This window comes from Burkholderia sp. AU44665, from assembly GCF_030504405.1.
Lineage (GTDB): Bacteria > Pseudomonadota > Gammaproteobacteria > Burkholderiales > Burkholderiaceae > Burkholderia > Burkholderia semiarida.
Map to the genome: position 1 here is coordinate 142442 of NZ_JAUJRI010000004.1, position 13651 is coordinate 156092.

Here is a 13651-nt window from a genome sequence, read left to right on the forward strand (position 1 = left end):
GTGCGTATAAACAACTTGCCCCGTGAATTTCTTAGAGAATTCTTTAACGGGAACAAAGTACTGCGTCCCGGTCCCAGGGTCTCTGACTGCAACAACGGAGTTCCCCAACCGTGTCGTCACTCCGTCCACCACAACAAAGTGCCCTCCGCCGACATCCAAGTCAACGTGCGCAATTGCAGCATTTCCTCGCGACGTAGCTGCAGCCAAGTCGTCAACAGACGCACCGACAGCCCATCTAGCCGAACTCAACCCATTTTTCTGCAGCGCGCTCGACAGCCCGACAACGTCCGTGCCCCATCCCGGCCCAAGGTTTGCGTCTTTAGCTATTTGAGAAATGTTGGCCCATTGTCCTCGGTCATTCATCACCATCGCACAAGCAGTAGGGCCGCAGGCGACATCGCCAACATTCGAAATATACCTCTGATCGATAACAACGCGATCTCCATTGCGCCCCATTGAATTCGTCTCGGACGCCAACCCGCCCGCACTTCCACCATCGGAACTTGCTCCTTGGCCAACCGAGACCACTGCCTTCGAGCCGACAGCCCGGGATCGTGCAAGTGCGCCGGCTATATCCTTCACGAGGGTTGGCGCCCCGACAAAGCCAAGCACTTCCCCTAGTGTTGATGCATCAGCTTCCGCAAGTCTAGCCTGCTTCCATTCAGCGCTCGTGATGCTATTAAGTAGCTTAATCTCTTTCGACTCAAGCTGCTGCGTCTTAATTGGATCGTCCTGATAGAGAACCTTTTCTTGCTGAAGCGCCTGAATTGCAGCAGTAATCTGACCAACTTTCGAGCTACATGCATTGGGATCAGAGCACTGACGCCCCGCAATCTTGCTTGCCTCTGCGTACTGCTGCTGTGCTGAGGCACCGGGATTTTTTGTGCCGAAACGGGCTTGTTGCTCGGGAGTCCACGAACCATCAGCATTTCCACCGAGAAGCGGGTTATTACGTTCGCTCGAACTTGCCTCGAAGAGTCCTGCCGACTTATTTTGAACAATAAACTGTTTGGCCTTTTCATCGCTGCCGCCAGTGCTATTAGCAAAGTTGTCTACCAGTGCGTAGCCGGATGAAAGTAGCTTTTGATAGGCCTCTTCGTTGCTAATCGACTTACCCGTTTGTTGCAGATAAAACGCCGCAAAATCCTTGGACTTCGACTTCGCCCAATCGCGTTCGTTCTGGTGCAGCTGCCGATTGAAGCGATCCACACTCGCCCCAGTCAATGCCCCAGTCCCACCACCGGCCAACGCCCCAGCTCCGCCTGCCAGCATATTCGATGTCAGATTTCCCAGCAGTTCGTCGACGTTAGCGTTACCAGTCGGTCCCGCATCCTTGATCGACTGCGCAATCTCATTGAGTTGCGGGGCAAGCTTGGCTGACACGCCCGCACCTGCCGCCCCGCCAACTGCGCCCAACCCACCACCAGTCAACCCTCCCGTCAACGCCCCGCCTGCGATATGCAACGCAACGCGGTTGCCACCACCCTCGGCCCAACTATCAGCCTCCTGTTGGTACTGTGCCTTGAGCGTCGGATCAGTCGTGTTGTTTGCATGCGTCTGCGCCTCCTCGCGCTTCTTATCGGCGTAGCTGCCAATCTGCTTTGCAATCGTCTCCGCCACCGCCTGCGCCGCGTTGATCAAATCCGACTGATTGCTCAACACCTGCTGCAAATCCGGCGTCTTGCCAACCGTCCCGTTCAGTTTCGACGTATCACGATTGAGCGTCGCCACTTCCTGTTTCTGGCTCGCCTGATCCGTGATCGTGATGGTACCGGCACTGATCGCGCTCTTCGTGCTCGCACTGCTGCTGTCGCTCTCGCTCACATACAACGGCTGACCGCCACCCGTATTCTTCCCGCTCGTCGGCCCGTGCGTCGCATAATTGTTGCCCCCATCACCCACACCACCACCGGCACTGATCCCGAAGCTACTCGCGTTGTAACTCGAACTATTCTGAATATCCGAGAACGACAACGTCCCCGTCGTCAGCTGATTCTTGTCCGGCGTCGCCGTGCTCGCGATATACGCCCCCTTCAGGTCCGTATTGCCCTTCACGTTGATGTCAAAGCCACCGTCCCCGGCCCGAATCCCAGCCTGCTCGTTCACGCCCGCATAGTTACCGCTCGCATGGCCGTTCTGCATGCTGACGCTGGCGCTCGCACCGCCCTGACTGACGCTGAACCCGCCACCCGAACTGCGCTGGTGGGCTTCGCTGCGGCTCGTATCCTGCACCGACGCGAGATTCAGGTTGCCGCCCACGTCCGCCATCACCTTGTTGGCGTTGACGTTGGCCCCAACGATATTGGTATCGCCGCCGCTGATGATCGTCGCCGTATTGCTCGCGCTGACGTGTGTATTGTTCTGCGTCGCCGCATCCGAATTCGCGTCGCCGTGCGCACGCGACATCGACGCCGAGACACCGAATCCGCCGGTGCCATACGACACCCCCACGCTCGCGCTCTTCGATTCGTTCGTACTCCGCGTGCTGTCGGTATCCGTGCTGTTGACCAGATTGACCTTGTTCGTCGCCTGCAGCAGCACGTCCTTCGCGTTCACGTCCGATCCCTGGATCGTCACGTTTCCTTGGCCCGCGTTCTTGTCGCCCGTCGCGACGAACGCCGCCGTGCCGCCCGCCTTCACGCTGCTGCCGTTGCTTAGACTCTCGTTTCAAGTGCAACACCGTTGATGAGGTAGGGTGTTGCAATGACGAAATACCAGCATCTGAGCGCCGAAAAGCGCGCGGCGATCATGATCGAGAAGGCCAGAAACACGAGCGTCAGGGCGATTGCAAGGCTGCTTGGTCGCAGCGCGTCGACGATCACGCGAGTGCTGGCACGCAATCGTACGGAATCGTCTCGCTGTTATGACGCCACGAGCGCGGCCAGAGCCTACCGGGCGCGCCGCGAGCGAAGTCGGCGTCAGGTGAAGCTGGCAACAGGAAGCGCGCTGTAGTGGCAAGTACATCACGATCTGGTTTATCGGCGCTGGTCGCCCAGCAAATTGCTGCCAGACTTCGCGAGATGCATCCAGATAATCCCGAGCAACGCGTCAGTCATGAAACGATCTACGCGGCGATTTATACCCATCCCCGCGGCGGCTTGAAGCAGGCGATGATCGAGGCCTTGCGCCAGGAGAAGCCGGTGCGCGGCAACGCGCGCAAAACGTTGGCCCGCAAGAGCTTTGTACCGGAAGACCCGCGCATCGTCCATCGAGCCGAGGCAATCGAAACGCGCCAATGGCCCGGTCATTGGGAAGGCGATCTCATCAAATGCGCCTTCAATCGCTCCTGCGTCGGTACCTTGGTCGAGCGCAAGACGCGGTTCGTCGTGCTGTGCCGCATGGATGGCTGTACGGCCCAGGACGCACTGGAGGGGGGCACGCGCCAGATGAAGAAACTCCCTGCCTTTCTGCGTGAGAGCCTGACGTACGATCGTGGATCGGAAATGACTTGCCATGTCGAGTTGGCTGAACGACTGAATCTGGACATCTGTTTCGCAGATCCCTACGCCCCTTGGCAACGGGGCAGCAACGAAAATACCAACGGCCCGCTGCGCCAGTTTCTGCCCAAGGGGGCCGACCTGTCAGGCGTCACCCAGATGCAATTGAACGACATTGCCAAACTGATGAACGGCCGCCCTCGCCAAACCCTCAACTGGAAAACCCCTGAAGAGGCTATGGCGATGGAATTGGCTGCCGCCGGATTGGCTAAACGTTGCACTTGATTCTTGAGACCGCCGACTCTTCTCCGTCGACTATCCCCACCACGATCACCATCTCGCCCGACCGTCTGCATTGCATCTCCGGCGCGCCAGCCGTCCCATGACGACTACGCCACGAACCCGGCAACAGCCGCGTTCGACGCGACTATTCTCCATCAGAGAGAGACTCCTCTTCCCCCTCTCGATTCAACGCACGCAACTCTTTTATAAATTGGTAGGTAGCTGCAATCAGAAGGGTCAAGAAAGCCGGCAACCCAACAATGACAGGTTTCCAGCCGGCTCCTTTACCCAAAGAGAAGACCAATGCTATTAGCGGCAAGGAAAGCAGCGATGCATAACCTATAGCGAAACGTCTAAACAAGGTTCGCTTCTTGTCTGTCAGATTCATTCTCACTCACTTATCGGTTGGCTTATTTTTAGCAGCCTCAATTGCCGACTGTATCGGCCCCAACGAGAATTGTATGAACTGATTTACAAATCTACCGATACCACCCGGGAGGATATATTGCACTCCCGCTCCCGTAAATCCACCCGCTGTACCCAACGCACCCGATAGATCAGGATTCCCGCTCGGATTTTTCAAAGCAGCACCTCCAAACGAAGCTGTCCCACCAACAATCGCGTTATAGCCAGCAACGACGATCTTTCCTGTCGTGCTAGTACTCAGTGTAGTGAGCGGTAGATAGAACGGCGTCATCGCTCCTGCCACTCCACCCACAACCAGCGATTTCCCAACATTTGGTGCATCAATCGACAACCCCATCGCATGGCTGATCACATCTCCTGCATAGTCATACGCCGCTCCCAACGCCCATGCTCCTGCTACCACCGGCGCTGCTGCCCCAAGCGTCGTCAGCCCAGCAGCAGCCCCAGCTGCCATGCCCAACTGAGGATGTGCCTCATGTCCTGGCAACGCCTTCTGTTCCGGCGTCAACGATCCATTCTTGTTCCCATACTTGAACGGATCGTTGTAGTACTGATCCGTCTGGAACAACCCGCCCGCGTTGCTGCTGATGTAAGCCACCGCAACCTGATCACCGCCCGGCCCCTTGCTGGCCACCGCATCCACCAAACGATAACCATTCGCCAGCAACATATTCTGCGCTTGTTCAGCCGTTATCTTCTGACCGGTCTTGTCCTCGTAGAACTTCGCGAAGTCTCTCGACCTATCCTTCGCCCACTGTCGCTCGTCCTGATTCAACTGCCGATTAAACCGATCAGCACTCGCCCCGGTCAACGCCCCAGTCCCGCCACCGACCAACGCCCCAGCTCCACCAGCCAGCACATTCGATGTCAAGTTCCCCAGGAGCTCATCGACGTTCGCGTTACCAGTCGGCCCCGCATCCTTGATCGACTGCGCAATCTCATTCAGTTGCGGAGCGAGCTTCGCCGACACACCAGCACCGGCAGCGCCACCAACCGCACCCAAGCCACCGCCGGTCAACCCACCCGTCAGCGCACCGCCGGCAATGTGCAGCGCAACACGATTGTCACCACCCTCGGCCCAACTGTTGGCCTCCTGCTGGTAATGTGCCTTGAGCGTCGAATCGGTCGTGTTGTTTGCGTGCGTCTGCGCCTCCTCCCGCTTCTTATCGGCGTAGCTCCCAATCTGCTTTGCAATCGTCTCCGCCGCCGCCTGCGCCGCGTTGATCAAATCCGACTGATTGCTCAACACCTGCTGCAAATCCGGCGTCTTGCTGACCGTGCCATTCAGATTCGACGTATCACGATTGAGCGTCGCCACGTCCTGTTTCTGGCTCGCCTGATCCGTGATCGTGATGGTACCGGCACTGATCGCGCTCTTCGTGCTCGCACTGCTGCTGTCGCTCTCGCTCACATACAACGGCTGACCGCCACCCGTATTCTTCCCGCTCGTCGGCCCGTGCGTCGCATAATTGTTGCCCCCATCACCCACACCACCACCGGCACTGAGCCCGAAGCTGCTCGCGTTGTAGCTCGAACTGTTCTGAATATCCGAGAACGACAACGTCCCCGTCGTCAACTGATTCTTGTCCGGCGTCGCCGTGCTCGCGATATACGCCCCCTTCAGGTCCGTATTGCCCTTCACGTTGATGTCAAAGCCACCGTCCCCGGCCTGAATCCCCGCCTGCTCGTTCACACCCGCATAGTTACCGCTCGCATGGCCGTTCTGCATGCTGACGCTGGCGCTTGCACCACCCTGGCTGACACTGAACCCGCCGCCCGAACTACTCTGGTGGGCTTCGCTGCGGCTCGTATCCTGCACCGACGCGAGATTCAGGTTGCCGCCCACATCCGCAATCACCTTGTTGGCGTTGACGTTTGCCCCAACGATATTGGTATCGCCGCCGCTGATGACCGTCGCCGTATTGCTCGCGTTGACGTGTGTATTGTTCTGCGTCGCCGCATCCGAATTCGCATCGCCGTGCGCACGCGACATCGACGCCGAGACACCAAATCCGCCGGTGCCATACGACACCCCCACGCTCGCGCTCTTCGATTCGTTCGTGCTGCGCGTGCTGTCGGTATCCGTGCTGTTGACCAGATTGACCTTGTTCGTCGCCTGCAGCAGCACGTCCTTCGCGTTCACGTCCGATCCCTGGATCGTCACGTTCCCTTGGCCCGCGTTCTTGTCGCCCGTCGCGACGAACGCTGCCGTACCGCCCGCCTTCACGCTGCTGCCGTTGTTCTGCCTGCTGTCCTCGGTGAATGTCGTCTTGCTGTGCGACGAGCCGAAACTCAGTTCGATCTTCGCCTCCGGCTTGCCGTTCGGATCGCTCAATGCCTTGGTCATATTGCCCGTCGCGCCGACCAGATCAGCCATGCCGCCGGCCGCCGCAATCACATGGAGCGCGGCGGCACGTCCGTCCTGGCTGCCGCCCGCACCCTGCGCCTGCTGATTCACGTTCTGAATTGCATCGATCACCGGCGACTTCACCGCCAGCGTGAAACCCGAACTCTTCACCTCGTGCGTTTCTTCGTGATGGCGGTCGGTCTGCGACGCATCGATCGTCACTTCCTTCGCGATGCCCGTCACGTCCTTGCCCGCAACAATGTCGGAGCCCGTCACGTGCAGTTTGTTGCCCGCTACCATCGACACGCTGCCGTCAGTGCTGCCGATCAGGCTGCCCTGCGAACCCTTCACCGTGTCGCGGCTGGTATCGATGGTCTGGTTCGTGCCGTACGAAATCCCCGCGCCCGCACTGCCGAGGCCCGACTTCTTCACGTCCTTGTAGTGATATTCGCTCGAGGCCGTGTCCCCTGTCGTAACCGTCAGGTCGTGACCCGCGGAAAGACTCACATCGTTGGTTGCCGCAATCGTCGCGGCCTTCGCCGTCAGGTCATTGCCTGCCTGCACCGCGACACTGTTACCCGACAACGTCGTGCCCACCGCGTTCGTGTAACTGCTCGAATCGATCGTGTGCGTCGATTTCGACGACAGGAAGCCGTTTTCCTTGTGATAGTGCTCGTCGTTCGCGCTCGCGCTTTGTTCACCGGCATTCAGATTGACATCGTGCCCGGCGCTCACGCCAATCGCGCCCTGCGCATTCGCATACGCGGCCGTCGCATTCACGTCATGGCCCGCCACGATCGCCAGATTGCCGCCCGTCGCGATCTGCGTGCCCGTGTCGATCGACGCTGAATGCTCGGCATGATTGCGCGCATCCCACTTCACCGCATCCTGGCTGCTCTGGCGAACCGCATTCAAATTGACGTCGTGGTTCGCTGCGAGCACGGCATCGCCGGTCGTCGCAATCACAGCCGCATTGGCGTTCAGATCCCGGCCGGCGACGGCTTGAAGCGTACCCGCATTGACCGTCGATATACGGTCGATGCCGGTCGCGCTGCCATTCGCGGCCTTCGCCGAGCTGGTCGTGCTCGTCAGATTGAGGTCGCGGCCAGCCGACAGCGCTACGGTGTTGCCTTGAATCAACCCGCCAAGATTATTGAGGTCCTGGTTCGCACTCGCGAGCACGGTTCCACCCGACACCGTACCGCTGTTGTCGATCGAATCGGCATGAATGATCGTGACGTTGCGGCTAGCGATCGTGCCCGAGTTCTTGTACGCGCCGTTGGCATCGACCGTGACGTTCTTGCCGGAGATGATCGTGCCTTCGCCAGTCACGTCCGCCGCGTTCGCGCGCAGATATACCTGCGGCACCAGCACCGTCTGCTGACTGCCGTTCGCCAATGTCACCGTCTGATTCACGAGCCACACGATGTCGCTCGTCAGCACAGCCATCTGCGCGTCGGTCAGCGCCGTGCCGACATTCAGCCCGAACTGCTGCGACGCCTTCACGCCGTTCGCCATCAGCGCTTCGTATTCCTTCTGATTGTCCGTATAGTCACCGATGAACCGCTGGCCGGTGGTCTGGATGATCTGCTGCTGAACGAGCTGCTGCTCGTAGAAGCCATCGCCGATGCGCTTGAGGACCGTATTCCGATCGACCTTGAGTGCATCCAGCATCGTGTCGCTGGACAACCACTTCCTGTAATCGGTAAAGCGCGGGTCCGTCTCGATCAGGAAGTGGCTCCCCGGGTCGCTCGTCACCCGATACAGCGCGTTGTTCGGCAGGCGCGTATTCGGCGTGACCGTGCGCACGACTACATCGCCGACATTGGCCTTCACGGCCGATACGGTCCCGACGCCGACGCCCGACACACCCGAGCCGACCAACACTTGCCCGCCAACTTCCTTGCCCGCTACTGGCGTCACGCCCGTACCGCTTGCGCCCTGCGCAGCGGATGTCGCCGCCGCCACGCTCTTGATCGGATCGGACGGTTTGCCCGGATCGGCCAGCACCACCGGCAGATCGATCGTTTGTGACGGAATAGCCGGCGAGTAGTTGGTCGTCGAGGTCGCGCGCTCGTCACCGCTGAAGGCCCCGCCGGACTGCACCCAGGTATAGATCGCCTTGCCCGAGCCCGTGAACGTTTCAGTACCGGCCGCGCCGATGTTCTGCACGTTCCTCGGATGGTTGCCGTCGCCGGCCACGATCTGGCTCTTGTCGTTGACGCCGGACGGCGTGTTGATCGTGATATGACGGCCAGCGGTAACCGTGCCGGGTTGCGAAGCCGTTACCACGTCCCTGGTCGATTTCACGTCTACCGTGTAGACGGTATAGGTCTGGACGAGCCGGCTCGCGACATCCCCGTTATACCCAACGAGCGCCTGATTCAGATTTTGGTAGGCCGCGACGGTCGCCTTGTACCACTGTTGGAACGGTGCGCATGCCGCGTTTGTCGAGGTCAGACATGAAGGACTCGGTGGGCTGAAGGGAGGCGGTTTTGCGCCCGTCACATCAGCTTCAGTAGGGGGCTTGATCGCGAACCAATCGCTGCCAACGCCGCGTCTGCCAGTAACCAGTCCAGCACCCGCAGTCATGGCGAATGGCCCCGACGTCATCCATGCCGGATTCGCGTCCGGCGGCGGCGCTACGCCGAACGTCGCCCAGATGTCAGCCGGGACCGTCCGATACGCACCAGTTTGTGTAGCTGCGCCGCCCCCACCAAAGTTGATTGCGGCATACGCCGTGTTATCGATCTTGCCCGCCACCCCGTTCATCGTGTACTTCGCATACTCGGCAAACGGATATTTCGTCGACGGCAGCAGGATGAATTTCTGATCGTCGTCCAGCGCCCACTGGTAATCCGTGCCCGGATGGATTTCCTGGCTGTTCTTCTGGTACAGGTAGACCGTCGACGGGTCGATCTTCTCCGTCGAGCCCGGCACCTGATACCAAAGCTGATTCCCGCTGTCGGTCGTGACGGTCGTGGTCTGGAAGTTCGAATTCAGGTTCTCGAACCGGTTTGCACCGATCGTGACGTCGCGACCGGCGTCGATCTGCGCGCCGTTGTTCGTCACGGTCTGCGCAGCACCGGTTGCCTGATGGTTCGCGTCCAGCGCGCCGCCAACACGAATGTCGTTGCTCGCGTACATCAGCGCGTTGTTCTGGTTCATGAGCGTCTGCGCCCCGATGTCGAGGTCACCGCGAGAAGCAATCACGCCACCGACACCCTGGGCATTCCGGTCGTTGACAACCGTGTTCGCGCCCACTGCGACCGTGTCGCCGTAAATCCGGCCACCGGCATTCGTGATCGTGTCCCCGGCCGTCACCGTCGTTGTGCCGCCATCGATCAGACCTTCGTTCGTGATCGACTGGTTCGCGTGAATGTTGGTCGCGTTGCCACCGATAATCTCACCGGTCGCACGGTTCCGGATCGAATTGGCGCTCACATTGGCGACATTGCCCGCCGACAGCGTGCCGCTGTTGTCCAGCGTGCCGCCGGCCGTGGTCGTCAGATCATGACCGGCCACGATCTGGCCGGCGTTGGTCAGATCGCCTTGCGCCGTTACGTTGACGTCGCCCGATGATTGGAGCTTGCCGTCGTTGCTCAAAGTCCCGGTCGAGACCGTCAGTTGCTGACCACCATTGATGTCGCCCTGGCTGTTGACCAGCGTATTCGCTGCCGTCAACGTTGCAGAGCCTTTCGACTGGATGCTGCCCGACGTGTTGTCGATGATCGGTGCGGTCAGCTTCGCATTCCTGTCCGCTCGAATCGAGCCGGACGTATTGTCGATCGCCTGATTCGCATCAAGGGTGACGCTTGCGCCTTCCATCCCGGCAGTCAATCCCGGCACGCCTGCGGTGGTCGGCAGCGTTGAATTGGCAGTCTGCGCATTGCGAATCGTATCGCCCGTCACCCACAGCGCACCGCGCGCATGCATGGCACCGCGCGTGTTATCGATCGTCGTACCGGACACCGTGACATCGCTGTTGCCGCCGATCTGGCCGGCCACGTTCGACACCGTACCGGCGCTTCGCACCGTCAGTACGCCGTCCGCCACGAGCGAACCCGCATCGTTCGTCACGGAAGCAGCGTTGACGGTTGCCGCACCGCTCGACGAAATCGCACCACCTGCGTTGCTCAGCGCTCCCGTTGTCAGCGTGACGCCATTGCCGAGAACCTGACCACCCGTGGATTGCCCTGCCAGTATGCCGTTGTCGAACGTCTGGCCGTGCGTATCGAGATCGACCGATCCCGTCGCCTGCACCAATCCCGACCGGTTATCGAACGCCCCCGAACGGCTCGTCAGCGATTGGCTCGCCGCCACGTTGCCGAGCGTGTTGTCGATCGCACCTTGTCCGGACGCGAGCGTGACGTTCGCCCCCGTGATCGTACCGCCCGAGTTCAGCAAGCCGGAATTGGTGAGCGTCGTGTCCCCCGAGGCCAGCAGCTTGCCGCCCGCATTGTCCGTCGTACCGGATGTCGCCACCGACAATGCGCCGGAGACGGAGCCGATGGTGCCACCGCGGTTTGTCACGGTCTGCGCCGCCACGGTCGTGTCGTGTGTCGTCGCGATCGTGCCGCCTGCATTCGTCAATGCGCCTGCAACATTGAGCTTCGCTGCGTCCGCTGAAACCGCGCCTTGCGAATTGTCGAACGTGCCGGCCTGCGTGTTCAGCGCACCGGCAGCGGTAATCTTGCCTTGGGTATTGTCGAGTACCTGCGAGACGATCAGCGTCATGTCGCCGTTGGACGCGCCGATCTGGCCTGCACGGTTATTGAGGATGCCGGCTGTCGCGGACAGCCCGCTCGCCCCCACCAGCTTGCCGCTATCGTTCGACACCGTGCGGGTTGCGGTCAACGACAACGCATCAGACGATGACCCGATCTGACCGCCCGCATTGACGAGATCCCCCGCCTGGACCTGTACGCCGCGCACGGCCGTCATACTGCCGTTCGAGTTGTCGATCGTGTCGCTTGCAACGACGAGCGCATTGGCCGAACTTACCGTACCGCCAACGTTCGTCAGAGACTTCGTCGCACGCAGCGCCGTGTCGCCGGCGGCCGATCCGATCGTACCCGCCGCATTGCCAACGCTGTTTGCCGTCACCGACAGACCATTGCCGCCGACTATCGCGCCGGACTCATTCGAGACCGCGCCCGTCGCCGTCACGGTCAGCATATCGGTGGTGCCGATCTTGCCGCCCGTATTGACGACATCGGTCGCGGTAATCCGTGCGGCGTGTGCGCTCACCGATCCAGCCGAGTTGTCGAGATGGGCCGTGTGAATCGACAGATCGTTCGCGGACGCGACCTTGCCGTTTGCGTTGTTCAGCGATTGCGTGACGTCGAGCGAGGTATCGCCCGCCACGGAGCCGATCTGGCCCTGTGCGTTGGAAACCGCATTCGCCGTCAGCGTGAGACCATTGCCGCCCGCGAGCTTCCCGTTGTCGTTCGACACGTTCCCGGTCGCCGTCAATGTCAACGCGCCCGTCGACGTGCCGATCTCGCCGGCCACGTTCGTGAGGTCGGTTGCGGCGATCTGCGCCGTGCGCGCAGTCATGTGCCCCTGCGTATTGTCTAGCGCGCCGGCCGAGTTCAGGGACAGTGCGTCCGCCGCCAACGTCCCCGACCGGTTCGAAACCGATTGCGCGGTTACGTTCGCGAGGCTGTGCGAACTGATGGTGCCGGAGTCGTTGACCAGTTGCCCCGCACTCAGTGTCACGTTCTGTCCGCTCATCGTGCCGGCGACATTCGACAACGTACCATTCGTCGTGACGTTGACCGCGCTGGCCGCGTTCACGGTTCCGTGGTCGAGCGTGACGTCGTTGGCGAACAGATTGACGTTGTCGCCCGCTGCCAGTGTGCCGCTGCTCGTCACGTTCGCGGCGCGCGCCGTGACGGAGCCACCGCCGACGAGATTGCCTGCGGAATCCGCGCCCGCGTATGCCTGCCCGCTATTGTTGAATGACGTGGCGGCTGTCAGGTTCGTGTTGCCGGCCGACGAAATCGTTCCGGCGTTCGACAGCGCCCGAGACGCGTTCAGATCGGTGGCCTGCGTACTGACAATCGTGCCTTGCTGGGCGACGTTGGCGCCATCGATCCGGGTATTCGCGGCCGACTGAAGACGCGCCGTCGGCGCAATCGTCACATCGCCGTTGTTCGAGACTTGAATATCGCCAGTCAGTGACGTGATGGAACCGGCATCTCGCACACCCACGCCGGCCTCGGTCCCGATCATCCGGACGCTATTGGCGAACATGCTTCCCAACGCCTGCACGTCGATCGCGACGCCCGGCGCGGCATCGGTACCGTTCCGCGCCTGCGCGGTGTTGCTCGCATAGTCGACCCGGTTCGCCCCCGCCACCGCGGTGATCGAATCCGCCCACACCTGGCCGTTGATCGTCATCGCGCGTGCGATCAGGTCGATCGCGCTGCCATGCGCGTCGAGCCCCGCACCGGCGATGCCGATCTGCCCCTGCGTCACGTTGAAACCTGCCAACGTGCCATCCGGATTGAAAGTCGGCACGCCGGTCGTCAGCGTGACACGCGGAACATTCAGAAAGCCGCAACCCGCACAGGTGATGCCTGCCGGATTCGCGATCACGAGATTCGCGCGATTACCGGCGATCTCGGTGGGCCCGAGCAGTTGACTGGGGTTGCCCGACGTGACCTGGTTGACGATCACGCGCGCGGCGTTGTTGCCGAGGAATGGATTGCCTTGCACCCAGCCGGCGAGTTGCGTCCGCGAATCCCGGCCGCTGTTGACCAGCACGGCCCCCTTCGTGCCGACGTTGTACTGCGTGAAGTTGTTCAGCGAGACGCCGTTCTTCGGTGCGGTAATGTTGACGAGCGGTACGCCCGATGCCGACACCCCGACGACCGGATGGGTCGGACCGCTTCGATCGGGCGTGATCGGCAGCGTTGCCTGCGCTTCGGCGACGAGCGGCTGCATGCCGAACGTACACAGTGCGGCGAACGCGGTTGCGCGTGCCGCAAACCAGATCGAGATTCCGGAATCCACCGACACGGGTCGAGTGGCTGGCCGCACGCGAGCGCGTTCACCGCCCCCGTGCGCCGATGCGTATTCGTCAACCGCTACCAGCATGCCGCGCACGGCACTGAAGACCAAGCGAAAGATTCCGGAATTCATGATCGTCTTA

Annotated in this window: 5 protein-coding genes and 1 pseudogene; 2 read left to right on the forward strand and 4 right to left on the reverse strand. The window is 61.0% G+C overall.

Annotated features, from left to right (window positions below):
* Window positions 1-18: 18 nt before the first annotated feature.
* Together QZM15_RS11620 and QZM15_RS11625 are read right to left on the reverse strand one after the other, a co-directional pair.
* Window positions 19-2655 (reverse strand): annotated as a pseudogene (locus QZM15_RS11620) (hemagglutinin repeat-containing protein); the annotation flags it as partial.
* A complete protein-coding gene (locus QZM15_RS11625) occupies window positions 2655-2840 on the reverse strand; it encodes a hypothetical protein (RefSeq protein ID WP_302106512.1) in 186 nt (61 codons plus the stop codon). The gene QZM15_RS11625 and the pseudogene QZM15_RS11620, both read right to left, overlap by 1 nt.
* Here QZM15_RS11625 and QZM15_RS11630 point away from each other — a divergent pair.
* Entirely contained in the window at window positions 2752-2952 is a 201-nt protein-coding gene (locus tag QZM15_RS11630; protein WP_302106510.1) for a helix-turn-helix domain-containing protein, read from the forward strand. The two genes, QZM15_RS11625 and QZM15_RS11630, sit on opposite strands and share 89 nt — an antisense overlap.
* Complete coding sequence (locus QZM15_RS11635; RefSeq protein ID WP_302106419.1) at window positions 2952-3722, forward strand: IS30 family transposase; 771 nt, start codon at window positions 2952-2954, stop codon at window positions 3720-3722. Before QZM15_RS11630 ends, QZM15_RS11635 begins: the two co-directional genes overlap by 1 nt.
* A gap of 142 nt (window positions 3723-3864) precedes the next feature.
* Here QZM15_RS11635 and QZM15_RS11640 read toward each other — a convergent pair whose 3' ends face one another.
* Entirely contained in the window at window positions 3865-4107 is a 243-nt protein-coding gene (locus QZM15_RS11640) for a hypothetical protein (RefSeq protein ID WP_302106420.1), read from the reverse strand.
* 6 nt (window positions 4108-4113) lie between these two features.
* Complete coding sequence (locus tag QZM15_RS11645) at window positions 4114-13641, reverse strand: hemagglutinin repeat-containing protein (protein ID WP_302106421.1); 9528 nt, start codon at window positions 13639-13641, stop codon at window positions 4114-4116.
* Between the last annotated feature and the right edge of the window lie 10 nt (window positions 13642-13651).